Origin of the sequence: Bacillus mycoides, assembly GCF_001757995.1 — a bacterium.
GTDB lineage: Bacteria > Bacillota > Bacilli > Bacillales > Bacillaceae_G > Bacillus_A > Bacillus_A mycoides_B.
The window spans coordinates 1-26,674 of record NZ_LXLV01000002.1; the positions used below are offsets into that span (position 1 = coordinate 1).

At 35.6% G+C, this 26,674-nt stretch carries 28 protein-coding genes and 2 rRNA genes; 29 read left to right on the forward strand and 1 reads right to left on the reverse strand.

All coding sequences use genetic code 11. The annotated features are described in order from the left end of the window. The 11 genes from BWGOE10_RS00110 to rsmI all read left to right on the forward strand — a co-directional run. A 23S ribosomal RNA gene (locus BWGOE10_RS00110) occupies positions 1 to 115 on the forward strand; the annotation flags it as partial. A 49-nt stretch (positions 116 to 164) separates the two neighbouring features. Further along, a 5S ribosomal RNA gene (gene rrf, locus BWGOE10_RS00115) occupies positions 165 to 280 on the forward strand. Positions 281 to 478: 198 nt separating this feature from the next. Next, positions 479 to 658 carry a sigma factor G inhibitor Gin gene (locus tag BWGOE10_RS00120; RefSeq protein ID WP_070140493.1) on the forward strand — a complete coding sequence of 60 codons (180 nt, stop codon included), beginning with the start codon at positions 479 to 481 and terminating at the stop codon, positions 656 to 658. Positions 659 to 737: 79 nt separating this feature from the next. Further along, positions 738 to 2,159, forward strand: coding sequence for an aminotransferase class I/II-fold pyridoxal phosphate-dependent enzyme (locus tag BWGOE10_RS00125; protein ID WP_070140494.1), 1,422 nt, complete (start codon positions 738 to 740; stop codon positions 2,157 to 2,159). A gap of 1 nt (position 2,160) precedes the next feature. Continuing rightward, the gene (gene tmk, locus BWGOE10_RS00130) at positions 2,161 to 2,787 is read left to right on the forward strand and encodes a dTMP kinase (RefSeq protein ID WP_002091594.1); all 627 of its coding nucleotides are present in this window, start codon (positions 2,161 to 2,163) and stop codon (positions 2,785 to 2,787) included. 35 nt (positions 2,788 to 2,822) lie between these two features. Next, positions 2,823 to 3,806 carry a DNA polymerase III subunit delta' gene (holB, locus tag BWGOE10_RS00135; protein WP_002009636.1) on the forward strand — a complete coding sequence of 328 codons (984 nt, stop codon included), beginning with the start codon at positions 2,823 to 2,825 and terminating at the stop codon, positions 3,804 to 3,806. A gap of 5 nt (positions 3,807 to 3,811) precedes the next feature. Then, positions 3,812 to 4,639: a stage 0 sporulation family protein gene (locus BWGOE10_RS00140; RefSeq protein WP_002107285.1), complete on the forward strand. Its 828-nt coding sequence runs from the start codon at positions 3,812 to 3,814 to the stop codon at positions 4,637 to 4,639. A 14-nt stretch (positions 4,640 to 4,653) separates the two neighbouring features. Then, complete coding sequence (yabA, locus tag BWGOE10_RS00145) at positions 4,654 to 5,004, forward strand: DNA replication initiation control protein YabA (RefSeq protein ID WP_002009639.1); 351 nt, start codon at positions 4,654 to 4,656, stop codon at positions 5,002 to 5,004. A gap of 120 nt (positions 5,005 to 5,124) precedes the next feature. Continuing rightward, entirely contained in the window at positions 5,125 to 5,865 is a 741-nt protein-coding gene (locus BWGOE10_RS00150) for a tRNA1(Val) (adenine(37)-N6)-methyltransferase (protein WP_016106811.1), read from the forward strand. Beyond that, entirely contained in the window at positions 5,852 to 6,142 is a 291-nt protein-coding gene (locus BWGOE10_RS00155; protein WP_070140495.1) for a GIY-YIG nuclease family protein, read from the forward strand. The genes BWGOE10_RS00150 and BWGOE10_RS00155 overlap by 14 nt, the downstream gene beginning before the upstream one ends. Further along, on the forward strand, positions 6,111 to 6,986 hold the full coding sequence (rsmI, locus tag BWGOE10_RS00160; protein WP_070140496.1) for a 16S rRNA (cytidine(1402)-2'-O)-methyltransferase: 876 nt from the start codon (positions 6,111 to 6,113) through the stop codon (positions 6,984 to 6,986). The genes BWGOE10_RS00155 and rsmI overlap by 32 nt, the downstream gene beginning before the upstream one ends. A 20-nt stretch (positions 6,987 to 7,006) precedes the next feature. On the opposite strand, the gene BWGOE10_RS00165 is transcribed toward rsmI, so the two are convergent. Then, positions 7,007 to 7,291 (reverse strand): AbrB/MazE/SpoVT family DNA-binding domain-containing protein, encoded by a 285-nt coding sequence (locus BWGOE10_RS00165; protein WP_000843037.1) that lies wholly within the window; start codon positions 7,289 to 7,291, stop codon positions 7,007 to 7,009. 366 nt (positions 7,292 to 7,657) lie between these two features. On the opposite strand from BWGOE10_RS00165, the gene metG reads away from it, so the two are divergent. The 18 genes from metG (at position 7,658) to BWGOE10_RS00255 (ending at position 26,668) form a co-directional block, all read left to right on the forward strand. Further along, complete coding sequence (gene metG / locus BWGOE10_RS00170; protein WP_070140497.1) at positions 7,658 to 9,640, forward strand: methionine--tRNA ligase; 1,983 nt, start codon at positions 7,658 to 7,660, stop codon at positions 9,638 to 9,640. A gap of 164 nt (positions 9,641 to 9,804) precedes the next feature. Continuing rightward, on the forward strand, positions 9,805 to 10,572 hold the full coding sequence (locus BWGOE10_RS00175) for a TatD family hydrolase (RefSeq protein ID WP_070140498.1): 768 nt from the start codon (positions 9,805 to 9,807) through the stop codon (positions 10,570 to 10,572). 260 nt (positions 10,573 to 10,832) lie between these two features. Then, on the forward strand, positions 10,833 to 11,390 hold the full coding sequence (gene rnmV, locus BWGOE10_RS00180; RefSeq protein ID WP_070140499.1) for a ribonuclease M5: 558 nt from the start codon (positions 10,833 to 10,835) through the stop codon (positions 11,388 to 11,390). After that, complete coding sequence (gene rsmA, locus BWGOE10_RS00185) at positions 11,387 to 12,265, forward strand: 16S rRNA (adenine(1518)-N(6)/adenine(1519)-N(6))-dimethyltransferase RsmA (protein ID WP_070140500.1); 879 nt, start codon at positions 11,387 to 11,389, stop codon at positions 12,263 to 12,265. The genes rnmV and rsmA overlap by 4 nt, the downstream gene beginning before the upstream one ends. A 110-nt stretch (positions 12,266 to 12,375) precedes the next feature. After that, complete coding sequence (gene yabG, locus BWGOE10_RS00190) at positions 12,376 to 13,239, forward strand: sporulation peptidase YabG (RefSeq protein WP_070140501.1); 864 nt, start codon at positions 12,376 to 12,378, stop codon at positions 13,237 to 13,239. Positions 13,240 to 13,477: 238 nt separating this feature from the next. Continuing rightward, positions 13,478 to 13,741: a biofilm formation stimulator Veg gene (gene veg, locus BWGOE10_RS00195; RefSeq protein WP_002107294.1), complete on the forward strand. Its 264-nt coding sequence runs from the start codon at positions 13,478 to 13,480 to the stop codon at positions 13,739 to 13,741. 91 nt (positions 13,742 to 13,832) lie between these two features. Further along, positions 13,833 to 14,012, forward strand: coding sequence for an acid-soluble spore protein SspF (sspF, locus tag BWGOE10_RS00200; protein ID WP_002094215.1), 180 nt, complete (start codon positions 13,833 to 13,835; stop codon positions 14,010 to 14,012). Between the two features lie 196 nt (positions 14,013 to 14,208). Continuing rightward, on the forward strand, positions 14,209 to 15,078 hold the full coding sequence (gene ispE, locus BWGOE10_RS00205; protein WP_131798945.1) for a 4-(cytidine 5'-diphospho)-2-C-methyl-D-erythritol kinase: 870 nt from the start codon (positions 14,209 to 14,211) through the stop codon (positions 15,076 to 15,078). A 54-nt stretch (positions 15,079 to 15,132) separates the two neighbouring features. Further along, positions 15,133 to 15,981, forward strand: coding sequence for a pur operon repressor (gene purR / locus BWGOE10_RS00210; RefSeq protein WP_070140503.1), 849 nt, complete (start codon positions 15,133 to 15,135; stop codon positions 15,979 to 15,981). 123 nt (positions 15,982 to 16,104) lie between these two features. Then, positions 16,105 to 16,479 carry a RidA family protein gene (locus tag BWGOE10_RS00215; protein WP_070140504.1) on the forward strand — a complete coding sequence of 125 codons (375 nt, stop codon included), beginning with the start codon at positions 16,105 to 16,107 and terminating at the stop codon, positions 16,477 to 16,479. Between the two features lie 152 nt (positions 16,480 to 16,631). Next, the gene (spoVG, locus tag BWGOE10_RS00220; RefSeq protein WP_000454042.1) at positions 16,632 to 16,925 is read left to right on the forward strand and encodes a septation regulator SpoVG; all 294 of its coding nucleotides are present in this window, start codon (positions 16,632 to 16,634) and stop codon (positions 16,923 to 16,925) included. A 322-nt stretch (positions 16,926 to 17,247) separates the two neighbouring features. Then, positions 17,248 to 18,627: a bifunctional UDP-N-acetylglucosamine diphosphorylase/glucosamine-1-phosphate N-acetyltransferase GlmU gene (glmU, locus tag BWGOE10_RS00225; RefSeq protein ID WP_002091584.1), complete on the forward strand. Its 1,380-nt coding sequence runs from the start codon at positions 17,248 to 17,250 to the stop codon at positions 18,625 to 18,627. 18 nt (positions 18,628 to 18,645) lie between these two features. After that, on the forward strand, positions 18,646 to 19,599 hold the full coding sequence (locus BWGOE10_RS00230; RefSeq protein ID WP_000107420.1) for a ribose-phosphate diphosphokinase: 954 nt from the start codon (positions 18,646 to 18,648) through the stop codon (positions 19,597 to 19,599). Positions 19,600 to 19,671: 72 nt separating this feature from the next. Further along, positions 19,672 to 20,232 carry an aminoacyl-tRNA hydrolase gene (gene pth, locus BWGOE10_RS00235; protein WP_002144538.1) on the forward strand — a complete coding sequence of 187 codons (561 nt, stop codon included), beginning with the start codon at positions 19,672 to 19,674 and terminating at the stop codon, positions 20,230 to 20,232. A 70-nt stretch (positions 20,233 to 20,302) separates the two neighbouring features. Beyond that, entirely contained in the window at positions 20,303 to 20,527 is a 225-nt protein-coding gene (locus tag BWGOE10_RS00240) for an anti-sigma-F factor Fin family protein (RefSeq protein WP_002091576.1), read from the forward strand. A gap of 105 nt (positions 20,528 to 20,632) precedes the next feature. Beyond that, positions 20,633 to 24,163, forward strand: coding sequence for a transcription-repair coupling factor (gene mfd, locus BWGOE10_RS00245; RefSeq protein WP_070140505.1), 3,531 nt, complete (start codon positions 20,633 to 20,635; stop codon positions 24,161 to 24,163). 135 nt (positions 24,164 to 24,298) lie between these two features. Next, positions 24,299 to 24,835 (forward strand): stage V sporulation protein T, encoded by a 537-nt coding sequence (gene spoVT / locus BWGOE10_RS00250; protein WP_000648312.1) that lies wholly within the window; start codon positions 24,299 to 24,301, stop codon positions 24,833 to 24,835. A 231-nt stretch (positions 24,836 to 25,066) separates the two neighbouring features. Beyond that, on the forward strand, positions 25,067 to 26,668 hold the full coding sequence (locus BWGOE10_RS00255) for an oligosaccharide flippase family protein (RefSeq protein WP_070140506.1): 1,602 nt from the start codon (positions 25,067 to 25,069) through the stop codon (positions 26,666 to 26,668). Positions 26,669 to 26,674 lie beyond the last annotated feature (6 nt).

Here is a 26,674-nt window from a genome sequence, read left to right on the forward strand (position 1 = left end):
TTCCCATAGCGTAAGCTAGTAAGATCCCTGAAAGATGATCAGGTTGATAGGTTCGAGGTGGAAGCATGGTGACATGTGGAGCTGACGAATACTAATAGATCGAGGACTTAACCATATAATGTGTAGCAAATGTTATCTAGTTTTGAAGGAATATGCCTTCATAGTTTGGTGATGATGGCAGAGAGGTCACACCCGTTCCCATACCGAACACGGAAGTTAAGCTCTCTAGCGCCGATGGTAGTTGGGACCTTGTCCCTGTGAGAGTAGGACGTCGCCAAGCAAGATAAAAACACAAGTCTTTTGACTTGTGTTTTTTTGTTTTTAAACAGTACGCGAAAAAAGTAAAGGGAATACATAAGTAATACAAACACGTGGCCCAAGAGTAAATCATATTATATAAGAAATTGATGTATATTTTCCGGAAATTTGTTAAGGAATAGAGGTATATAATATGTTTATTTAAAAGGGAGGAAAGATTATGAAATTACTAAGTGAAATTTGCATCGTTTGTGAGACAGAAAGAAGAGAAGGAATATATGTATATAATAATTTAATATGTTACGAGTGCGAAAGAAATCTGGTGAATACTGAGACAAATGACCCGAAGTATATACATTATTTAAAACAACTGCGAAAATTAGAAGTATCATATTTTTAAATAGGCATTATGCCTATTATTTTTTTTGCCCTAATATCTGTATAATAGATACAGAATGAACAATAAGGAAGAGGTACATATGAATCAAAATCGTATGCCTTTATATGAGGCTTTAATGGAATTTAAAGAAAGGCGATTACTATCTTTTCATGTTCCAGGTCATAAGAATGGTTTAAACTTCCCTCAGAAAGCTACAGGGGGGTTTAAGGACATATTATCGATTGATGTAACAGAGTTAACAGGATTAGATGATTTACATAGTCCGTTTGAATGTATAGATGAAGCACAGCAATTATTAGCAGAAGTATATGGCGTGCACAAAAGTTATTTTTTAATTAATGGTTCAACAGTTGGAAATTTAGCAATGATTTTGTCTTGCTGCGGCGAGCATGATGTTGTCCTCGTACAAAGAAATTGTCATAAATCAATCATTAATGGTTTGAAATTAGCAGGGGCGAATCCGATCTTTTTAAATCCATGGATTGATGAAGTACATAACGTGCCAGTAGGTGTTCATGATGAAGTTATTAAGGAGGCAATTACAAAGTATCCAAATGCAAAAGCACTTATTTTAACACATCCTAATTACTATGGTATGGGAATTGATTTAGAGGCAAGTATCGCTTACGCACATGCACATAAAATTCCTGTTCTAGTAGATGAAGCCCATGGGGCACATTTTTGTATAGGGGACCCCTTCCCGAAGTCAGCATTAGTTTATGGTGCGGATATTGTGGTTCATTCCGCACATAAAACATTACCTGCGATGACAATGGGATCTTATTTACATATAAATAGCCATTTGGTGAGCGAAGAAAAAGTTTCCTCCTATTTAAGTATGCTACAATCTAGTAGCCCATCGTATCCAATTATGGCTTCTCTTGATATAGCGCGTTTTGCAATAGCGGTTATAAAGGAAGAGGGGCATGATGAAATCGTTGAGTTTTTACGCCGATTTAGAGAAGGATTGCGATTTATCCCACAAATAGCCATTTTGCAATATCCATCGCAAGACGAATTAAAGGTTACGGTGCAAACTCGCTGTCAGTTATCGGGGTATGAATTACAGTCTGTATTTGAAAAGGTCGGTATATATACGGAAATGGCAGATCCATATAACGTCCTATTTATATTACCGTTACAAGTAAATGAGGAGTATATGAAAGCTATAGAGATAATTCGAGTAGCTTTGCAGCAATATAAGGTAAAAGACAAGACAGCATCAATTCGTTATACTTATAAAGGGGAGATGTCCCCTTTACCGTATACGTATAAACAATTAGAGAGATACGAAACGAAGTTAGTATCTATAGAAGAAGCCGTTGGTATGATAGCTGCAGAAATGGTGATTCCGTATCCACCTGGAATTCCATTGATCATGTATGGGGAGAGAATTACTCAAGAACATACAAATCAAATTACTCATTTAGAGAAAACAGGGGCTCGTTTTCAAGGTAGTACGAAATATATGAACGTGTATGATATAGAAAGTAGGTTTTAGGATGAAGGGATTATTTGTAACAATTGAAGGGCCAGAAGGTTCGGGTAAAACAACATTAATTAAAAGTTTATTACCATATTTTGAGCAAAAGGAACAAAAGGTAATGGCGACCAGGGAACCGGGTGGTATTGCAATTTCTGAAGATATTAGAACAATTTTACATAAACAAGAGTATACGATGATGGAAGCACGTACAGAGGCGCTTCTGTATGCTGCTGCACGTAGACAACATTTAGTGGAAAAAGTTATGCCAGCACTTGAGGAAAACTATCTTGTACTATGTGATCGTTTTATAGATAGCTCTTTAGCGTATCAAGGATATGCAAGAGGCTTAGGTATGGATAAAGTATTTGAAATTAATCGTTTCGCAACGGAAGATTGTATGCCTAGTTTAACAATCTATTTAGATATTGAGCCAGAGGTAGGTTTAGCACGAATCGAAAAAGATGCAGGACGTGAAGTAAATCGACTAGATATGGAAGATATCTCTTTCCATAAACGTGTGCGTGAAGGGTATTTACAAGTTGTAGAGCGTTTCTCTAATCGCATTGTATTAGTAAATGCTGATCAACCAATGAAAAAACTTATAGAAGAAGTTGTTCAGATTATAGAAGATAAATTGTTATAATAGAAGGAAAGAATGAAATAAGTGAGGTATGCAGTATGATAAATACGTGGGAGCAGCTTTCTGCTATACAGCCCATCGGTGTCAAAATGTTGATGAATAGCATTGCAAAAGAGCGTATATCCCACGCTTACTTGTTAGAGGGAGGGAAAGGGACTGGGAAGTTCGCCACAGCAATTCAAATGGCAAAAAGTTTTCTCTGTTCACAAAGAAATGGTGTAGAGCCTTGTCATGTATGTACGAATTGTCGCCGAATTGATTCAGGTAACTACCCAAACTTACATATTGTAAAACCAGATGGATTATCTATTAAAAAACAGCAAATTCATGATTTACAAGAAGAGTTTTCAAAAACAGGATTAGAAGCAAATAAAAAAGTATATATTATTGAGCATGCAGATCGTATGACAGCAAATGCAGCGAATACGCTCTTAAAGTTTTTAGAAGAACCAAGTAGTGATACAACAGCTATTTTACTTACTGAACAAAGTCATCAGATTTTAAATACAATCTTATCTCGTTGTCAAGTTGTTACGTTTAGGCCGTTGCCTACAGAATCTTTAATTAAGAGGTTAGAGGAAGAAGGTATTACAGTTTCTTTATCTACACTTGCTGCGCAGCTTACAAATAGTTTTGAAGAAGCTTTATTAATGTGTAATGATGAATGGTTTGCACAAGCGAGAGCTTTAGTGATAAAATTATGTGAAGCGCTCGAAAAAGATAAGGCCTCTATTTTTTTTGTACAAGAAAAATGGGGGAAGCACTTTGGAGAGAAAGAACAATTACAGCAAGGCTTAGATATGTTACTCCTTATTTATAAGGATTTATTATATGTTCAACTTGGAGAAGAAGATCGTCTTGTTTTTCATGAGCAGAAAGAGATGTTTGAATCCTTTTCTTATGCTCAGAAGCGCATTGTATCAGCTCTCTTTAATATATTAGAGGCAAAAAATAGAATCAACGCTAATGTAAATGCGCAGCTTGTGTTCGAACAGTTAGTGTTGCGGTTGCAGGAGGGATGACCGTTTTGTATGATGTAGTAGGTGTTCGCTTTAAGAAGGCCGGAAAGGTATATTACTTTGATCCAAATCAGTTCGATATCTCAGAAAATGAGTTTGTAATTGTAGAAACGGTAAGAGGTATTGAATACGGAAAAGTAGTTATTACCAAAAAGCAAGTTGATGAAAACGACGTTGTATTACCGCTTAAAAAAGTTATTCGTATTGCAAATGAAAATGATCGTACCATTGTTGAAGAGAATAGGCATGCTGCGAAAGAAGCATATCAAGTTTGTCAACAAAAGGTAGGAGAACATAATCTTGATATGAAGCTTGTAGATGTAGAGTATACGTTCGATCGTAATAAGATTATTTTTTACTTTACTGCGGATGGTCGGATTGATTTCCGGGAACTAGTGAAAGACTTAGCGGCAATTTTTAGGACAAGAATTGAGCTGAGACAGATCGGCGTTCGTGACGAAGCAAAAATGCTTGGTGGTATTGGCCCATGTGGTCGTATGCTTTGTTGTTCTACTTTTTTAGGAGATTTTGAACCTGTATCCATTAAAATGGCAAAGGATCAAAATTTATCATTAAATCCTGCAAAAATCTCTGGTTTATGTGGTCGCTTAATGTGTTGCTTAAAATATGAGAATGATGAATATGAGGCAGCAAAGGAACAACTTCCTGATTTAGATCAACGTATACAAACACCGCATGGTACTGGCCGTGTTATCGGATTAAATATTTTAGAAAGATTAATTCAAGTGGAGCTAGTAGACAAGGAACGGATAGTAGAATATACGTTAGATGAATTAATTAATAAAGGGGTCGTTTCGAGTCAAACCACAGATTAATGAGGTGGGTGCTTGTGGAGAAAAAGGATATTTTTGCATCGGTTTCTAGTATGGAAGAGCAAATTGGACATTTATACAAACAGTTGGGAGAATTAAAACAACATCTTGCAGAATTATTGGAAGAAAACCAACATATAAAAATGGAAAATGAAAATTTGCGACATCGTTTTGAAGAAGTGCAGAACAAGGAAAAACAAAAAACTCAAAAACGCAAAGAAATGAAGGCGAAGACAGATATTGGTGAAGGCTACGATAACCTAGCAAGACTATATCAAGAAGGTTTTCATATTTGTAATCTACATTATGGAAGTGTACGTAAAGAGGGAGATTGTTTATTCTGTCTGTCATTTTTAAATAAAAAATGAGATTACCTTTCCAATATAATTGGAAAGGTAATTTTTTATACATGAGAGTAGAATGAAATTTATTTTTACATTAATAGAGGATGAAATAGGGTAGGTTAAGTGTAAGAAAGGGAGCAATATATGAATTTATATGAAGATGAGCGTTTAGATTACTTATTAGCGCAAGATATGAAGATTGTACAAAGTCCATCAGTATTTAATTTTTCTTTGGATGCTGTTTTACTTGCAGATTTTGCTTGGGTTCCAATTCAAAAAGGTAATTTACTTGATTTGTGTACAGGTAACGCAGTTATCCCTCTTTTATTAAGTACGAGGACAAAAGGGAAAATTACAGGTGTAGAAATTCAAGAGCGCTTATATGATATGGGAATAAGAAGCGTTCAATACAATAATTTAGAAGAAAGAATTCATTTAATCCATGGAGATTTGAAAGATATGCCGGAGAAACTTGGACGTCATCAATATGATGTTGTAACATGTAATCCTCCTTATTTTCAAACACCACAAACTTCTGAGAAGAATATCAATGAACATTTAGCGATAGCTCGTCATGAAATTATGTGCACATTAGAGGATGTTGTATATGCAAGTAGCCAGCTAGTGAAACAGGGTGGGAAAGTAGCATTTGTACATCGTCCAGGTCGGTTGCTCGACATCGTCACATTAATGCGCAAATACAAAATCGAACCGAAACGTGTGCGATTTGTTTATCCTAAAGCTGGTAAAGAAGCGAATACATTGTTAATTGAAGGAATTAAGGATGGGAATGCAGATTTAAAAATCTTACCACCTCTTTTTGTATACGAAGAAAACAATGAATATACAAAGGAGCTTCGTTCAATTTTATATGGAGAAGAATAAGCATTGTTTTTATGTCGTGGAGTGTTCTGATGGAAGTTATTATGCTGGATATACAAATCATATAGAAAAACGGATTCAGACCCATAATAGTGGAAAAGGCGCTAGATATACACGTGCTAGGCTTCCAGTTGGTTTAAAATATGTAGAGAATCATGAGGATAAACGAACGGCTATGCAAGCTGAATATCACTTTAAACAGTTAACGAGGAAACAAAAAGAAGAATATATGCAAAAAGGAGAACGCTATGTGGCAGCAAAAAAGCTTTCAGCAAAATGAAAAAGGGTTTTTATATTTAGTACCGACTCCAATTGGAAATTTAGAGGATATGACATTTCGTGCAGTCCGAATTTTAAAAGAGGCAGATGTTATTGCTGCGGAAGATACAAGGCAAACGAAGAAGCTTTGTAATTATTTTGAAATTGAAACACCAGTTATGAGTTATCACGAGCATAATAAAGAAGTAAGTGGACGAAAAATTTTAGATAAGTTAGAAGATGGTAAGACTGTAGCCATTGTAAGTGATGCTGGTATGCCATGTATTTCAGATCCTGGTTACGATATTGTTGTAGAGGCGGTGGCAGAACAATATCATGTTATTCCACTCCCTGGGGCAAATGCGGCTCTTACAGCATTGATTGCATCAGGACTTGAGACAAAACACTTTTATTTCTATGGTTTCCTGCAAAGAAATAAAAAGGAACGTAAGATTGAGTTAGAAAAGCTGCGCTATATTCCAACTACAATGATGTTTTACGAGGCACCGCATCGTTTAGATGATACTTTAATCTCTATGCAAGACGTGTTAGGAAATAGAGAAATCGTATTATGTCGCGAGCTAACGAAAAAATTTGAAGAATTTATTCGTGGCACAATTGAGGAAGCAATTGAATGGACGAAGCAAAATGAAGTCCGTGGTGAGTTTTGTATTTTAGTAGCAGGTTCAACAGAAGAACCTACTCCAGAAGAACAATGGTGGGAAGCTATTTCAGTATATAATCATATTGAACATTATATAAATGAAAAAGGTATGAATTCAAAAGAAGCGATTAAAACAGTCGCTAAAGACCGAGATTTGTCGAAACGTGATGTATATCAAATCTATCATGTGGATAAAAAATAAGCTTCTCATAATTGAGAAGCTTATTTTGCTGTTTCGATATAATCTTGAAGTTCGTTTAAGACCTGTTCAGCGCCTTCTTTACTTAAGATAATTTTACCTTCAGCTAAAGATAGGTTACCATCAGATACTTCACCAGTTACTTGGCAAGTCATGTTTGGTTTATATTTCTTTAAGATGATTTTCTCGTCATCAACGTAGATTTCAAGAGCATCCTTTTCTGCAATACCTAAAGTACGGCGTAATTCGATTGGAATTACTACACGACCTAATTCATCAACTTTACGAACGATACCAGTAGATTTCATAATTCTTTTCCTCCTAAATAAATAGTTTATAAGTTTCGAGTCTATTTTTTTGATTCGTCATTTTTCGACAAAATACCCTATGGACATATGATACCAATCATTTACATTTCCGTCAATTCTTAAATTCTATATTTTTAAAAAAGATTTATAGATTTTTATACTTCTTATATATAATAGAATGTGAGTCATTTCTATAATTGTTTCGTATTATTTTTATAATGTTTATACTTTTTGGAAAAATATTGTATATTTTTTTGAATATGAGTAATAGATGATAAAGATATCGAGCATTAACTCGTTTTTATATGTGAGTTTTTGATATACTGTTTATAAATACATATGAGGTTATTCGGGAGGTCCAAAACGATGAAAGAGGAAAATAAGTCCTTTTATATTACTACCCCAATTTATTATCCAAGTGGAAAGTTACACATTGGACATGCTTATACGACAGTAGCAGGAGATGCCATGGCACGATATAAGCGTATGCAAGGATACAATGTTCATTATTTAACAGGAACTGATGAGCATGGACAGAAGATCCAAAAGAAAGCAGAAGAACTAAATGTTACACCACAAGCATATGTGGATAACATTGTATCAGGGATTAAAGAACTTTGGGAGAAGATGGATATCTCTTATGATGATTTTATTCGTACAACTGAAGATCGTCATAAAGATGTTGTTGAGAAAATCTTCAAGCAGCTAGTAGATCAAGGTGATATTTATCTTGATGAATATGAAGGTTGGTATTCTGTACAAGATGAAACATTCTATACAGCGCATCAATTAGTAGATCCAATTATGGAAGGTGACAAAGTAGTTGGTGGAAAAAGCCCAGATAGTGGTCACGCTGTAGAACTTGTTCGCGAAGAATCGTATTTCTTTAGAATGGGTAAATATGTAGACCGACTATTAAAGTTCTATGAAGATAACCCTCATTTCATTCAGCCGGAGTCCCGTAAAAATGAAATGATTAATAACTTCATTAAACCAGGATTAGAAGATTTAGCTGTTTCTCGTACTTCATTTGACTGGGGAGTTCGTGTTCCAGGTAACCCAAAACACGTTATTTACGTATGGGTAGATGCGTTGTCTAATTACATTACTGCATTAGGATATGGAACAGAAAATGAAGAGAAGTATAAAAAATTCTGGCCAGCAGATGTCCATTTAGTTGGGAAAGAAATCGTTCGTTTCCATACAATTTATTGGCCAATTATTTTAATGGCTTTAGATTTACCACTTCCGAAGAAAGTCTTTGCTCATGGCTGGATTTTAATGAAGGATGGAAAAATGAGTAAGTCAAAAGGAAACGTAGTAGATCCAGTTACACTAATTGATCGTTACGGATTAGATGCATTGCGTTACTACTTACTTCGTGAAGTTCCATTTGGATCTGATGGAGTATTCACACCAGAAGGATTTGTTGAACGAATCAACTTTGATTTAGCGAATGATTTAGGTAACTTATTAAATCGTACAGTAGCTATGATTGATAAATACTTTAACGGGGAGATCCCTGCATTTAAAGCAAATGTAACTGAGTTCGATGAAACGCTAGTGACATTTGCCAAAGATACATTGAAAAAAGTAGAAGAGGCAATGGAGAATATGGAATTCTCTGTAGCACTAAGTTCCATTTGGCAATTAGTTAGCCGTACGAACAAATATATTGATGAAACGCAGCCATGGGTATTAGCGAAGGATGAGAATGATCGTGAAAAACTTGCGTCTGTAATGGCCCACTTAGCTGAGGTACTTCGTCAAACAGGTATTATGCTTATGCCATTCCTAACAGTAGCACCAAGTAAGATGTTTGCTCAACTTGGACTTACTGAAGAGGCGCATAAATCTTGGGAAAGCCTATCTACAATTGGATGTATTCCAGCTGGAACAAAAGTAGAAAAAGGAAACCCTATTTTCCCTCGTTTGGAAATGGAAGTAGAAGTGGGGTATATTAAAGAACAAATGCAAGGTTCTGCCTCTCAAGTAGAAGAGAAAAAAGCAGAAGAACCAAAGGCAGAAGAAATTACAATTGATGATTTCTTTAAAGTAGAATTACGAGTAGCTGAAGTAATATCCGCTGAACCTGTGAAAAAAGCAGATAAGTTGTTAAAAATTCAGCTTGATTTAGGTACAGAGAAGCGTCAAGTGGTTTCTGGGATTGCTAAATTCTATTCCCCAGAAGAACTAAAAGGTAAAAAGGTTATTTGTGTAACGAACTTAAAACCTGTGAAATTACGTGGTGAATTATCACAAGGTATGATTTTAGCAGGTGAAGAGGATGGCATATTGTCATTAGCATCAATTGACCAAAAATTACCAAATGGTACAAAGATCAAGTAATTGTGACAAGAAAAGAGATGTTTCACGTGTAACATTGGTGAAGCATCTTTTTTCTTTTTACATTCTTTTTTTGCATTAAAATTATAGTATTGTTATCGTTAAGTTAGAAAGAGTGTAGTTTTTCTATGAGAGAATTGATTTCAATATAAAAGGAGTTATTTATTATGTTGTTTGATACACATTCACATTTAAATGCAGAGCAATTTGAAGAAGATTTACAAGAAGTTATCGCGAGAATGAAAGAAGCGGGAGTTACATATACAGTTGTTGTTGGATTTGATGAAGTAACGATAAAGAAAGCAATTGAATTAGCAGAGGCTTATGATTTTATTTACGCTGCAGTTGGATGGCATCCTGTTGATGCAATCGACATGAAAGAAGAACATTTAGCTTGGTTAGAAGAATTAGCGGCTCACCCTAAAGTAGTTGCAATTGGAGAAATGGGATTAGATTATCACTGGGATAAGTCTCCAAAAGAAATACAGAAGGAAGTATTCCGTAAACAAATTGCATTAGCGAAAAAGGTGAAATTACCGATTATTATACATAACCGCGATGCAACTCAAGATATTGTTGATATTCTAGAGGAAGAGAATGCAGCTGAAGTAGGAGGCATTATGCATTGCTTTAGCGGTAGTGTAGAAGTAGCGCAGCGATGTGTCGATATGAACTTTTTAATTTCATTAGGTGGGCCAGTAACATTTAAAAATGCCAAGAAACCAAAAGAAGTTGCTATGGAGATTCCGTTAGAAAAATTATTGATAGAGACAGATTGCCCGTATTTAACACCACATCCATTTCGAGGGAAACGAAATGAACCTAGTTATGTAAAACTGGTAGCAGAAGAAATTGCGAATTTAAAAGGAATTTCTTATGACGAAGTAGCACAAATAACAACAAAGAATGCCAAAGCCTTATTTGGTGTTGAATAAAAAGGAATGGGGAGTCCCATTCTTTTTTTGTTTTTTGAGAAGAGAGATAGTAGAAATGATAAGAACCCACTATTTACTCATAACATAAGTGTAGAAATATTGCGGATAAATTAAGATGGAGATAGAAGTGTTACAATAAGGGTAGTGAACAAAGATTTTTCTCTTCTACTTTTTAAAATGTAAGATTGGGAAAATAATAATGGAAAAGTCGTCATTTTTTTGTTTTACTAAGTAGAGATGAAACGAGTGTGGAGGCAAGCATGAAAATTAAAGAGATTATCGTTGTAGAAGGTAAAGATGATACAGTTGCGATTAAACGTGCTGTTGATGCGGATACAATTGAAACGAACGGTTCAGCAATCGGTGATCATGTTATTGAGCAAGTTAAATTAGCGCAGCAAAAACGAGGCGTTATTATTTTCACAGATCCGGATTATCCTGGAGAGCGTATTCGAAAAATTATTTCTGACAAGGTTCCTGGATGTAAGCATGCTTTTTTACCGAAGGAAGAAGCAATTGCGAAAAGGAAAAAAGGTGTTGGAATCGAACATGCTTCTAATGAGTCGATTCGCCGTGCTTTAGAGAATATACATGAAGAAATGGAAGCTTACACAAGTGAAATTAGTTGGAGTGATCTAGTCGATGCGGGCTTAGTGGGCGGAGAAATGGCAAAGAGTCGCAGAGAAAGAGTGGGTAAGCTATTAAAGATTGGTTATACAAACGCAAAACAGTTACATAAACGTTTACAAATGTTTCAAGTTTCAAAGGAATCATTTGCAGAAGCTTATAAGCAAGTAATACAGGAGGAAAAAAAATGAAGGATATCGCAACACCAAATCGTACGAAAGACATTGTTGAAAAGTATGGATTTTCATTCAAAAAAAGTTTAGGACAAAATTTTTTAATTGATACAAATGTATTAAATCGTATCGTTGATCACGCAGAAATCGGTTCAGAAAGTGGCGTAATTGAAATTGGACCAGGTATCGGTGCGTTAACAGAGCAATTGGCGAAGCGTGCTAAAAAAGTAGTGGCTTTTGAAATTGATCAGAGATTATTACCAATTTTAGACGAGACGTTAGCTCCATATAGCAACGTTACAGTTATAAATAAAGATGTACTAAAAGCAGATGTACATGAAGTGTTTAGTGAGCAATTCGAAGAAGGACAAGATGTAATGGTAGTAGCTAACTTACCATACTACATTACAACACCAATTTTATTTAAATTGCTTGAAGAAAAATTACCGGTTCGTGGATTTGTTGTTATGATGCAAAAAGAAGTTGGAGATCGTTTAGCTGCTAAACCTGGAACGAAAGAGTATGGTTCTTTATCAATTGCCATTCAGTATTATACAGAGGTAGAAACAGTTATGACTGTACCGCGTACAGTGTTTGTACCACAACCAAATGTTGATTCAGCGATTATCCGTCTTCTAAAGCGTCCTAAACCAGTTGTAGAAGTGACAGATGAAACTTTCTTCTTTGAAGTAGTACGAGCAAGTTTCGCACAGCGTCGTAAAACTTTAATGAATAATTTATCAAATAATTTAAATGGTTTCCCGAAAGATAAAGAGCTGTTGGATCGAATTTTAACAGAAGTAGGAATTGATCCGAAGCGAAGAGGCGAAACGCTATCTATCGAAGAGTTTGCAACATTAAGTAACGCATTAATTCTTCATAAATTGTCATAAGAATATGAAAGGGACAGTTCAACTTGAGCTGTCCCTGTTGTCACCTTTCCTTTCCTAAATTCATACTTTAAAAACAGGTAAGATGGCCTAACGAGTTTGGAGGTAGGAGAATGGCTTTACATGTTGGAGAATTAGTTGAACGATATTCTCATAATAGGGATATTCTTTTTCGTATTATAGAAATAAAAGGCGATATGGCAATATTATTTGGAGAGGAAATTAGACTTGTGGCGGATGCACCACTTGCAGATTTAATTAGTATAGATCAACGAGAACATAAAAAAAGAGTGAAGCGTGAAAAAGAAACAATGGAGCGTACTTACCGGTTGTTTCAGCAAGATTACGTGTTGATGAAACAAAGACATGAACATAATTCAACTGGTGGATATACAAGTGAAGTGAATTATTTTCAAATGCCAGGGCGTGTATTGCATATAGATGGAGATCCTTTATATTTGCGCAAGTGCTTAGATTTATATAATAAAATAGGCGTGCCTGTTCAAGGTATTCATTGTAAGGAAACAGAGATGCATGAAAAGGTAGTAGACTTAATAGATCATTTTCGCCCAGACATTTTAGTTATTACAGGACATGATGCATATACAAAGTCAAAAGGAGTTATGGGAGATTTAGCAGCATATAGACATTCTAGACATTTTGTACAGGCTGTTCGAGAAGTGCGAAAAAAGTATCCATCATTAGATCAACTCGTTATTTTTGCTGGGGCTTGTCAATCACACTTTGAGGCGTTGATCCGAGCAGGTGCTAATTTCGCTAGTTCACCGTCTAGAATTAATATTCATGCTCTAGATCCGGTATATGTAGTTGGCAAAGTTAGTTTCACCTCATTTATGGAAAGAGTCAATGTATGGGACGTTGTGCGTAATACAATTACTGGTGAAAAGGGACTAGGCGGAATTGAAACAAGAGGGATTTTACGAACGGGATTACCCTTTCAACATTATGATGAATGAGCAAGGTACATACGTATCTTGCTTTTTTATGTGGAAATGATTTAAATGAATCTGGATAAAAAGGGACAAGAACGTGCAGACTATACAATGATACTTGTACAATATAGTATTTCTTCCATCTATTTGAACGCATGATGCTTTTATAAGGATATTGTCTGTAAATTGCGGTTAATAATTGGGATAGATATATCGTGTTTTAAGTGTTCAATCTAAATTACAGCGAGGTGTAGCAAGGTATATGTCAAAACGTTTAGATGAAATTAAAAGCGAATTAGATCACCATCTTGGACAGCGACTTGTATTAAAGGCGAATAGTGGAAGAAGAAAAACTGTGGAGCAATCGGGTGTACTTGCAGAAACGTATCGTTCTGTGTTTGTTGTACAGTTAGATCAGCAAGAAGATGCATTGCAACGTGTATCTTATAGTTATGCAGATGTTTTAACAGAGACAGTAGAGTTAACATTTTACGATGAACCTCATAATGAAGCATTTTATAATTAATGTGTTGTTTGTTACATATATTCCCATAAATGAAAAGCTATATTATTTTGCATACTAATTATACCGTAGCAAAATAAGGAGGGACTCTGCATTGAGTAGACGAAGAGGAGTCATGTCAAATCAATTTAAAGAAGAGCTTGCAAAAGAGCTTGGCTTTTATGATGTTGTTCAGAAAGAAGGATGGGGCGGAATTCGTGCGAAAGATGCTGGTAATATGGTGAAACGTGCTATAGAAATTGCAGAACAGCAATTAATGAAACGAAACCAGTAGTTGTAAGATACTTTCTATGCTACGGTAGCCGAGGAGAGATTCCTCGGCTTTTTGCACGCTAAAAGGTGCCGTCATTTGACATAAGTAGTTTCATTCTGAATGCTTTTCGTTATAATTAGGGAAGTGTCATCGTCTTACTATAAATTTATGGTAAAATAAACGATAAAAGATTGAGTACATAGAGTGGGTGAATAGATTGAAGCTACTAGTGAAAGCACCAGCAAAGATTAATCTGTCGTTAGATGTACTGGGAAAAAGACAAGATGGATATCATGAAGTGAAAATGATTATGACAACAATAGACCTAGCAGATCGTTTAGAGCTAATGGAATTAGCAGAAGACCGTATTGAAATTTTGTCCCATAATCGGTATGTCCCAGACGACCAACGCAATTTAGCTTATCAAGCAGCGAAATTATTAAAAGAGAAGTTTAATGTAAAAAAAGGTGTATCTATTACTATTGAAAAAACGATTCCAGTAGCCGCTGGATTAGCAGGTGGAAGTAGTGATGCAGCAGCGACATTACGTGGCCTTAATAAGTTATGGAATTTGGGGCTGACAATTGAGGAGTTAGCAGAGCTTGGCGCAGAAATTGGGTCAGATGTATCGTTCTGTGTATATGGCGGAACTGCAATTGCCACTGGAAGAGGAGAAAAAATTGAACATATAAAGACTCCACCTTCTTGTTGGGTTATTTTAGCAAAGCCCCACATCGGTGTATCTACTGCTGATGTGTACGGAAATTTAAAATTAAATCGTGTGACACATCCAAATGTAGATAAAATGGTTGAAGTCATTAATGGCGGGGACTATAAAGGAATTTGTGATACTGTTGGTAACGTTTTAGAAGATGTGACATTTGCGATGCATCCAGAGGTTGCACGTATTAAGGCGCAGATGAAACGATTCGGTGCGGATGCCGTATTAATGAGTGGAAGTGGTCCAACTGTATTTGGTCTTGTACACCATGATTCGCGAATGCATCGTATATATAACGGATTAAAAGGATTTTGCGAACAAGTATATGCAGTTCGTTTATTAGGAGAGCGAGAAACGCTTGAATAAAGACGTATAATACGTTATGATTTGTTTAGAATATTCGTGATTTGAGGTGAGAGTGTGAAAATTAGACGAAGTACAAGATTGGTTGATCTGACTTATTACTTGTTACAAAATCCTCGTCAGCTAGTTTCTCTCACTTTTTTTGCTGAAAGGTATCAATCGGCTAAATCTTCCATTAGTGAAGATTTAGTTATTATTAAGCAAACGTTTGAACAACAAGGAGTCGGCACATTGCAAACGGTACCAGGAGCAGCAGGAGGAGTGAAATATATTCCATATATAAGTGGAGAGGAGGCAAATCTGATTATTAATGAGCTTTGTAGCTTATTTGAAAATCCGGATCGTATTTTGCCAGGTGGTTACTTATATATGACGGATCTTTTAAGTAATCCTCGTCAAATTAATGGCGCGGGTCGTTTGTTCGCTTCGGTTTTTGCTAGGCAATCAATTGACGCAGTTATGACGGTAGCAACAAAAGGAATTCCACTTGCTTATGCAGTGGCGAACTACTTAGATGTACCGGTAGTAATTGCGAGAAAAGATAATAAGGTAACAGAAGGACCCACTGTTAGTATTAACTACGTATCAGGTTCCTCTAAGCGAATCCAAACGATGACTTTAGCAAAGCGTAGCCTTCCAGAAGGATCCAATGTTTTAATTATTGATGATTTTATGAAAGCTGGCGGAACGATTCAAGGTATGATGAGCATGCTAGAAGAGTTTAAAGCTAATGTTGTTGGTATTGGCGTATTAGTAGAATCCACAGACATTGAGGAAAGACTTATTAATAACTTTGTATCATTAATCCGTCTTTCAGAAGTTGATGTGAAAGAAAAAGCAATTCATGTGGAAAAAGGGAACTATTCACTTGCACCATTTGATGAAGGGCTTGTAGAGGCTGAGTAAAAAGGTAAAGCAGATAGCTTTACCTTTTTTTATCCCTATTTATAAATTACAAAATAGATGGACAAACTGCCTTTGGTACACTATTTTTAAAGAGTAAAAATAAATAATAAAAGGGTGAAAAGTATGAAAGTTGTTCAAACAAGTAAAGCACCACAAGCAATCGGACCATATTCACAAGGGATTATTGTAAATAATATGTTCTATAGTTCAGGACAAATTCCGTTAACGGCAAGTGGAGAACTTGTAACAGGAGATGTAACAGTACAAACAGAGCAAGTATTTGAAAATTTACAAGCAGTATTAACAGAAGCTGGTGCTTCATTTGATACAGTGGTAAAAACAACAGTATTCTTAAAGGATATGGATGATTTTAATGCTGTTAATGAAGTATACGGTTCTTATTTCTCTACTCATAAACCAGCGCGTTCTTGTGTACAAGTAGCAAAATTACCGAAAGATGTTTCTGTTGAAATCGAAGTAATTGCCCTAGTTAAGTAACCTTTTGTAAGTGATAACCTCTACTAATCCTTATATTCAACTACAATAAAAATTTTTATCTTAAAAATTTTTAAAAAATTAAAGGGAAAATAGAAATTTTGTGGAATTTATACAAATATATCGCTTATTTAGAAAAGGGTGGTGAACACAAGATGGAAGTGACTGACGTAAGATTACGCCGCGTAAACACAGAAGGCCGCATGAGAGCAATTGCCTCTATTACTCTAGACCATGAATTTGTTGTTCATGATATTCGTGTAATTGATGGTAATAATGGATTATTTGTAGCAATGCCAAGTAAACGTACTCCAGATGGAGAATTCCGTGACATTGCACATCCAATTAATTCTAATACACGCTCTAAAATTCAAGATGCGGTTTTAACAGAGTATCACCGTTTAGGCGAGTTGGAAGAGGTTGAGTTTGAAGAAGCAGGCGCTTCGTAAAATTCGAATGAAAAGGGCTTTTGAAAGAAAGCCTTATAATTTTGTAGCAAACTCCTGTAAGCATTTACAGGAGTTTGTTTTTTTTGATTTCATATAATTTGTATTCAGAAAATTCGAAATCTATTTAGGGAAAGAGAAGAAACTTCTAATTTTTTGAAAATCATTTTAAATAGTATAGCTTATTTCTTAAAAAAGATACTAAAGAGTAAAACATCGTATAAGAATTATGGTAAAATTTAATAGTTAAAATGTGTTTCTTGAAATATATGATGATTTAGGATAATATCGTTAATGGATAAATAGGTTGCGATGGAGGGTCTATATGTCAAACAGATTTGCAGTGATTCTAGCTGCAGGTAAAGGCACACGTATGAAGTCCAAGCTATACAAAGTGCTGCATCCTGTATGTGGAAAACCAATGGTACAACATGTAGTCAATGAAGTATCTCAATTAGGATTGCAGAAACTTGTAACAGTCGTTGGACATGGTGCTGAAAAGGTACAAGAACAGCTAGGAAACGTAAGTGAGTTTGCATTACAAGCAGAACAACTTGGTACAGCTCATGCTGTCGATCAAGCTGCAAGTGTACTTGCAAATGAAGAAGGAACAACTTTAGTTATTTGTGGTGATACACCTCTAATAACTGCTGAAACGATGGAAGCATTGCTTCAGCAACACGAAGAAGCGGGAGCAATGGCGACGGTACTAACAGCGTACATAGAAGAGCCTGCTGGATATGGCCGTATCGTTCGTAATGAGAATGGTCATGTTGAAAAGATTGTTGAGCATAAGGATGCAAATGAAAAAGAATTAGCTATTAAAGAAATCAATACAGGTACGTATTGTTTTGATAATAAAGCTTTATTTGCTTCACTTTCTAAAGTTTCAAATGATAATGTACAGGGCGAGTATTACCTTCCGGACGTTATTGAAATTTTAAAAAATGAAGGTCATATTGTATCAGCTTATCAAACAGAGCATTTCGATGAAACGTTAGGTGTTAACGACAGAGTCGCTCTATCGCAAGCGGAAATTATTATGAAAAATCGTATCAACCGAAAGAACATGGTAAATGGTGTTACAATTATTGATCCAAGTAACACATACATTTCTGCGGATGCAATTATTGGTAGTGATACAGTTCTTCACCCAGGAACGGTTATTGAGGGGAACACTGTAATTGGTTCTGATTGTGAAATTGGACCGCATACAGTAATTCGCGATAGTGAAATTGGAGACCGTACGGTAATTCGTCAATCTACTGTACATGACAGCAAACTTGGTACAGAAGTATCGGTTGGTCCATTTGCACATATTCGCCCAGATTCAGTTATTGGAGATGAAGTGCGCGTTGGAAACTTCGTAGAAATCAAAAAAACTGTTTTTGGTAATAGAAGTAAAGCTTCACACTTAAGTTATATCGGGGATGCACAAGTTGGAGAAGACGTGAATCTTGGTTGTGGTTCAATTACGGTGAACTACGACGGCAAGAATAAATTTAAAACTGTAATTGGTAACGGGGTATTTATTGGATGTAATTCAAACCTTGTTGCTCCTGTAACAGTTGAAGATGGTGCTTATGTGGCAGCAGGCTCTACAATAACAGAGAATGTTCCGTCAAAAGCATTATCTGTAGCACGTGCGCGTCAAGTTAACAAAGAAGACTATGTTGATCAATTGCTGAATAAGAAAAAATCATAATGTGGAGGGTTAATCTAGATGTCGACTCAATATCTAAATTCTAATTTGAAAGTATTCTCTTTAAACTCTAATAAGGAACTTGCTGAGCAAATCGCAAAGCATATTGGAGTAGGACTAGGAAAATGTTCTGTTGATCGTTTTAGTGATGGAGAAGTTCAAATTAACATTGAAGAAAGTATCCGTGGTTGCGATGTATTCATTATTCAATCTACAAGCTTCCCAGTAAACGAACATATCATGGAATTACTTATTATGATTGATGCATTAAAACGTGCATCTGCAAAAACAATTAATATTGTTATTCCTTACTATGGTTATGCGCGTCAAGACCGTAAAGCGCGTTCTCGTGAACCAATTACATCGAAACTTGTAGCAAACTTGCTTGAAACAGCAGGTGCAACTCGTGTAATCACTCTAGATTTACATGCTCCACAAATTCAAGGATTCTTTGATATCCCGATCGACCACTTAATGGGTGTACCGATTCTTTCAGATTACTTTGAAACAAAAGGCCTTAAAGATATCGTAATCGTATCTCCTGATCACGGTGGTGTAACTCGTGCTAGAAAAATGGCGGATCGCCTAAAAGCGCCAATCGCTATTATTGATAAGCGTCGTCCTCGTCCGAATGTATCGGAGGTAATGAACATTATCGGTAACATCGAAGGCAAAACAGCAATTTTAATTGATGACATCATTGATACAGCTGGTACAATTACATTAGCGGCAAACGCTCTTGTTGAGAACGGTGCTTCTGAAGTATATGCTTGTTGTACACATCCAGTATTATCTGGTCCAGCAATTGAGCGTATTCAAAATTCGAATATTAAAGAGTTAGTTGTAACGAACTCTATCGTATTACCAGAAGAGAAGAAAATTGATAAAGTACATGAACTTTCAGTTGCTCCATTAATCGGAGAAGCAATCATTCGTGTATACGAAGAAGAATCTGTAAGTGTATTATTCAATTAATTGGATAGAATGAGACGTAACCAAGCTTGGTTACGTCTTTTCGTATCGAAAAAAGAAAGTAGTGGTACAAGAATGAAATTAATAGTAGGACTTGGGAACCCAGGTAGAGAATATGAATTAACAAGGCATAATATTGGATTTATGGCGATCGATGAGCTTGCAAAGCGTTGGAGTATTTCTTTGAATGAACAAAAGTTTAAAGGAGTATTTGGTGCAGGCTTTGTTAATGGGGAAAAAGTCATCTTACTAAAGCCACTTACATATATGAATTTGTCTGGGGAAAGTATCCGTCCGCTCATGGATTATTATAAAATTGATGTTGAGGACTTCATTGTTATGTATGATGATTTAGATATTCCTGTAGGTAAATTACGCCTTCGCATGAAAGGTAGTGCGGGTGGACATAATGGTGTGAAATCAACAATTTCACATTTAGGAACACAAGAATTTCAACGTATCCGTATGGGAATCGATCGTCCGAAAAATGGGATGAAAGTAGTGGATTACGTATTAGGACGTTTTACATCTGAAGAAATATCTGGCGTTAATCAATCCATTGAAAATGCAGCTGATGCATGTGAGGAATGGTTAAATAAACCTTTTCTCCAAATCATGAATACTTTTAATAGTTAAGCGCACAATCTGGAATATTTTATTTTGTTTTATCCCATACTAGTAGCAATTGGATATTTAGGAGGCTAGTATGGAAGGTTATTATTACTGTAGACATTGCGGAAGTAATGTGGGCTCCATTATCGCAGAAAAAGTATATAGCGACGTTTTGTTTCAACTAACAGAGCAAGAAGTAGTGGATATGATTCATTTTCATGAGAATGGAAATATATATATAAAAACGATTTGTGAATCGTGTCAAGAAACGCTCGCATCTTATCCTGAGTATTATGAATATGAAAAATTTCTGCAATAAAATGTTGTCGCTTTGGCATGTCCAAAGCATTTTTCTGTTTTCTTTTTCCGAAATATTTGCATAAAATATAGTAACTTGCTCTTTATGTTGAGAGGAGTTTTGAAAATGATAGGTTTATTAGAGCAATTTTATAAAAATGAAGAAATACAATCGGTTATTAATGGGCTAGAAGATGGGTTGAAAGAACAACTTGTATCGGGTATGGCAACATCCTCTCGTTCATTATTAATGGCAGCTTTATATAAAAAAACAAAGCAATCACAACTTATTGTGACGCACAATTTATACCAAGCACAAAAAGTACATGAAGATTTAGTGGCGTTACTTGGTGAAAAAGATGTTTGGCTATATCCGGTAAATGAATTGATAGCATCGGAAGTTGGTGTTGCAAGTCCAGAATTGAAGGCGCAGCGTATTGAAGTGTTAAATCGCTTAGCTGCGGGAGAGAATGGAATTATTGTAGCGCCAGTTGCAGGGCTGCGTAGGTTTTTACCAATAAAAGAATTATGGAAGCAAAGGCAAATTGAAATCAATCTAGGGCAAGAGATTGATTTAGATGCACTCTTGCATACTTTACATCATATTGGCTATGAGCGTAAGTCGATGGTAGAAGCTCCAGGGGAGTTCAGTTTGCGCGGGGGAATATTAGATATTTACCCATTAACTGAAGAATTACCATTTCGTATTGAATTCTTTGATACACAGGTTGATTCTATTCGATTATTTGATGTGGAAGAACAGCGCTCTCAAGATAAAAGGGAAAGTGTTCGGTTTGGTCCGGCAACAGAGTTTTTATTTTCACAGGAAGAATTGAAATCGGGGATTAAGCATCTTGAAGAAGGTTTGACTAAGACGATGCAAAAGCTTTCCGATGATAAATTAAAGACTACTGTGCTTGAGACGGTTAGTCATGAAATTGAAATGTTGAAAAACGGGCAAAGTATAGAACAAATGTTTAAATATTTATCTATTTTCTATAAAGAACCTGCTAGTCTGATAGATTATTTACCAGAGAACGGTGTTGTAATTTTAGATGAGATTTCCCGTATTCAAGAAACAGCATCACATCTTGAAACAGAAGAAGCGGAATGGTATATCTCACTTCTTGGCGAAGGAACAATTATTCAGGATTTATCTTTCTCCCACTCGTTTGAGGAGTTTCTTCATAATAAAAAAAGAAGTTTTGTATATTTAACGTTATTTTTACGCCATATAGCACACACACATCCCCAAAATATTGTGAATGTGACATGTAAAACGATGCAAGATTTCCACGGACAGATGCATTTGTTAAAAACTGAAATTGATAGATGGAATGAAGGGCATTTTACGACCGTTGTGCTTGGAACAGATGATGAACGTGTAAAAAAACTACAACATATTTTAAGTGATTATGATATTGATGCAGACATTGTAGAGGCCACAGATATCTTATTGCCTGGAAGGTTACAAATTGCTGTAGGTGATTTACATGCAGGCTTTGAAATGCCGATGCAAAAGTTTGTTGTCATTACTGAAAAGGAGCTTTTTCATAAGAAGGTTAAAAAATCACAACGTAAGCAAAAGTTATCTAACGCTGAACGTATTAAAAGCTATTCGGAATTAAAAGTTGGAGACCATGTAGTTCATGTGAATCATGGTATAGGTAAATTTTTAGGTATTGAGACATTAGAGATTAATGGTGTTCATAAAGATTATTTAAATATTAAATATCAAGGTAATGATAAGTTATACGTTCCAATTGAACAAATTGATCAAGTGCAAAAATACGTAGGGTCTGAAGGTAAGGATCCAAAAGTTTATAAATTAGGCGGAAATGATTGGAAGAAGGTCAAAACGAAAGTTGAAAAATCTGTACAAGACATTGCAGATGACCTAATTAAATTATATGCCGAGCGTGAAGCTTCGAAAGGTTATGCATATACACCAGATACGGCAGAACAACAAGAATTTGAATCTTCTTTCCCATATCAAGAGACAGAGGATCAATTACGTTCTATTGAAGAGATTAAGAAAGATATGGAACGCGGACGTCCGATGGATAGGCTTCTTTGTGGTGACGTAGGATATGGAAAGACTGAAGTAGCTATTCGTGCGGCATTTAAAGCAATTATGGATGAAAAACAAGTTGCGATTTTAGTACCGACAACAATCCTTGCACAACAACACTATGAAACAATTCGAGAGCGTTTTCAAGATTACCCGATTAATATAGGGTTACTAAGTAGATTCCGTACACGAAAACAACAAAATGAAACGATTAAGGGTTTAAAAGATGGAACGGTGGATATTGTAATCGGAACGCATCGTATTTTATCTAAAGATGTTACGTATAAAGATTTAGGACTTCTTATTATTGATGAAGAACAAAGATTCGGCGTTACGCATAAAGAAAAAATTAAACAATTGAAAGCAAATGTTGACGTGTTAACATTAACGGCAACTCCGATTCCGCGTACACTTCATATGTCTATGCTTGGTGTGCGCGATTTATCTGTTATTGAGACACCACCAGAGAATCGTTTCCCAGTACAAACATATGTAGTAGAGTATAATCCAGCATTAATGCGAGAAGCGATAGAGCGAGAGTTAGCAAGAGGCGGTCAAATTTACTTCCTATATAACCGTGTGGAGGATATTGAAAGAAAAGCAGATGAAATTTCGATGTTAGTTCCAGATGCTCGTGTAACATACGCACATGGGAAAATGAATGAAGGTGAATTAGAGTCTGTTATGCTATCGTTTTTAGAAGGGCAGCATGATGTTCTTGTAAGTACAACAATTATTGAGACGGGTGTAGATATTCCGAATGTAAATACATTAATTGTATTTGATGCAGATCGTATGGGATTATCACAGTTGTATCAGCTTCGTGGTCGTGTTGGACGTTCTAATCGCGTCGCGTATGCCTACTTTGCATACAAACGTGATAAAGTGTTATCGGAAGTTGCAGAGAGGCGTCTGCAGGCGATTAAAGAGTTTACAGAGCTTGGATCTGGTTTCAAAATTGCGATGAGAGACTTATCAATTCGTGGTGCGGGTAATTTGTTAGGGGCAGAACAACATGGATTTATTGATTCTGTCGGATTTGATCTATATTCTCAAATGTTAAAAGATGCAATTGAGCAACGTAGAGGAACAGATGGAGTTGAAAATACCGTTAATGTTGAAATTGATTTAGAAGTCGATGCATATTTACCGGATGCGTATATTTCAGATAGTAAACAAAAAATTATGATGTATAAACAATTTAGAGGTATTTCTGCAATTGAAGATATTGAAGAGTTGCAGGAAGAGATGATCGACAGATTTGGTGATTATCCACAAGAAGTTGGTTATTTATTACAAATTGCAAACATTAAAGTGTTGGCGATGAAAGAACAAATTGAGTTAATTAAGCAAAATAAATTTGAAGTAACATTCCTGTTTTCTGAACAAGCGAGCCAAAATATAGATGGTGGAAAATTATTCATGCTAGGAAGTAGTTTTGGTCGTATGATCGGTCTTGGTATGGAGGGGTCACAATTGAAAATTGTGATGAAAACGAATGGATTAGAGACATCGAAATGGTTAACAATTGCTGAAAATTTATTAAAAGGCTTACCAGATGTAAAAAAAGAAGTAATAAATGCCTAATATAAGATAAAAAATACAATTCGACGTGCATAGAAGAACTAATGTGTAAAATACTATGTTTAATAGTTGGTGATTTTTACATGAACAGGTAAATTCACCACTTTGATCATCAGTAGAAAGTGAGGCAGCATTAGAATGAAAGCAACTGGAATCGTACGTCGAATTGATGATTTAGGCAGGGTAGTAATCCCGAAGGAAATTCGTAGAACTTTACGTATTCGAGAAGGGGACCCACTAGAAATATTTGTTGATCGCGATGGAGAAGTGATTTTGAAAAAATATTCTCCAATTAGTGAACTAGGTAATTTTGCAAAGGAATATACGGAAGCTTTATACGATAGCTTAGGACATAATGTGCTTGTATGCGATCGTGATTCTATTATCGCAGTAGCAGGCGTATCTAAAAAAGAATACTTAAATAAAAGTGTTGGCGATTTAATTGAGAAGACAATGGAAGAGCGTAAGTCTGTAATTATGACAGATGAAAGTGAAATTTCAATTATTGATGGAGTAACAGAAAAAGTGAGCTCCTATACAATTGGCCCGATTGTTGCGAATGGGGATCCAATTGGAGCTGTTGTTATCTTCTCTAAAGAGGCTATTATAAGTGAAGTAGAGCATAAGTCAGTAAATACAGCTGCAAGCTTTTTAGCGAAACAAATGGAGCAGTAGTGAAGTGTAATTTCTATAAGTAGCAATCTTTCCTAATTATGATATTTCTATTTGAGAAATTAACTATTGGGAGATATAAGTATATTGAACGAAGGTAGCGCTTTGCTACCTTTTTTCATTGAATATTTTTGCTGTTGAAAGAAGTCAGTGAATGTAAGGAATATGAAGGAGAGCCAGTTTTTCTTTGTGATATAATACGAGGGGTGAGAATAGAAAAAGGAGTTTTCTTGTATGGAAGCGAAGAAGTACCAAGCCTTTTGGCGAGGGGCTATTATATTAACAATTGCAAGTTTTGTTACGAAGGTATTAAGCGCTTTTTACCGTATTCCATATCAAAATATCGCGGGTGATGTTGGTTTTTATATTTACCAACAAATTTATCCGTTTTATGGATTTTGTTTAATTTTAGCTACTTATGGGTTTCCCATTATTATTTCAAAAATGGTCGCAGAAAGATTAGAACGAGGAAAACAAAAAGAAGCAGAAGAAATTATTTGTGTATCTTTTTGGTTTCTATTAGGAATTGGATTTATAGGGTTTTTCACATTATTCTTTGGGGCTGAAACAATTGCATCGGCTATGGGCGATATACATTTAGATAAATTATTACGTGTTATTTCGTTTTCATTCCTACTAATGCCATTTTTATCTGTAGCGAGAGGATATTTTCAAGGGTTCAATAATATGATGCCGACGGCTGTTTCGCAAGTAATTGAACAAACGATTCGTGTTTCTATTATTGTATTTTTATCACTATTCCTTATTGCTCATGGATTTGATTTATATACAGTTGGTGCGGGTGCTATGCTAGGTTCAATTGCAGGCGGGCTTATTGGGATTATCGTACTTTTACTTTATATGCGTCATGATTTCCAAGCTATTTTCTTTAAAAGTTGGAAGAGAATTGGAGGTAAAAAAAGGATTATTCGAATCCTTTTTTGGCAGGGATTAGCGATTTGTATTAGTAATTTAGTCCTTATTTTTATACAAATGGCAGATGCTATTTCCTTTTATACTTTGCTTATTCGCGCGGGAGAGCAAGTTGAAAATGCAAAGGTACTAAAAGGTGTTTATGATAGAAGTATCCCGCTTATGCAATTAGGTACTGTTGTGACAACTTCTTTCTCATTGTCACTTATTCCTATTATTACAGCGGCGAAAGAAAGAGGAGATCTTTCATTTATTCAAGAAAAGGTAAAGTTAGCAATGAAAATAACATTTGTTATTGGATTTGCAGCTGCTATTGGATTAACTTGTATTATTCAACCTACAAATATTATGTTGTTTGAAAATAGTGATGGATCAGATGTGTTATCGATTTTATCTTTATCTATTTTATTTAGTTCATTGTCAATTACAACTGCTTCTATTTTGCAAGGAGTGGGACAAACATTAAAACCAGCAATATTCGTTGTATTTGGAGGTTGTTTGAAGTTAGTTTTAAACTATATATTAATGCCGTATTTTGGTGTAAAGGGAGCTGCAATTGCAACTTTAGTTGCGCTTATTGTAATTGCCTTGCTAAATAGTGTGTTACTTATGCGAGCTGTATCGGAGCCGCTTATTGATAGGCGGAATATGTTAGGTGTAGCTATTAGTGGTATCGGTATGGGGTTTGTATTAATAATCTTTATGCGTATGTTGCGAATGTCCGGATTAGTAATTGATACAGGACATAGAGGAATTGCGACGCTTGAAGCGCTGTTAGGTGTAGCTATCGGTGGATTAGCATATATGTTTTTAATTTTAAAATTACGTGTATTTACAAAAGAAGAATTAGGAACCGTTATGAAACAAGAGAAAAAAGAAGGTTCATTGAAGAAGAGTGGATAGAGGTGA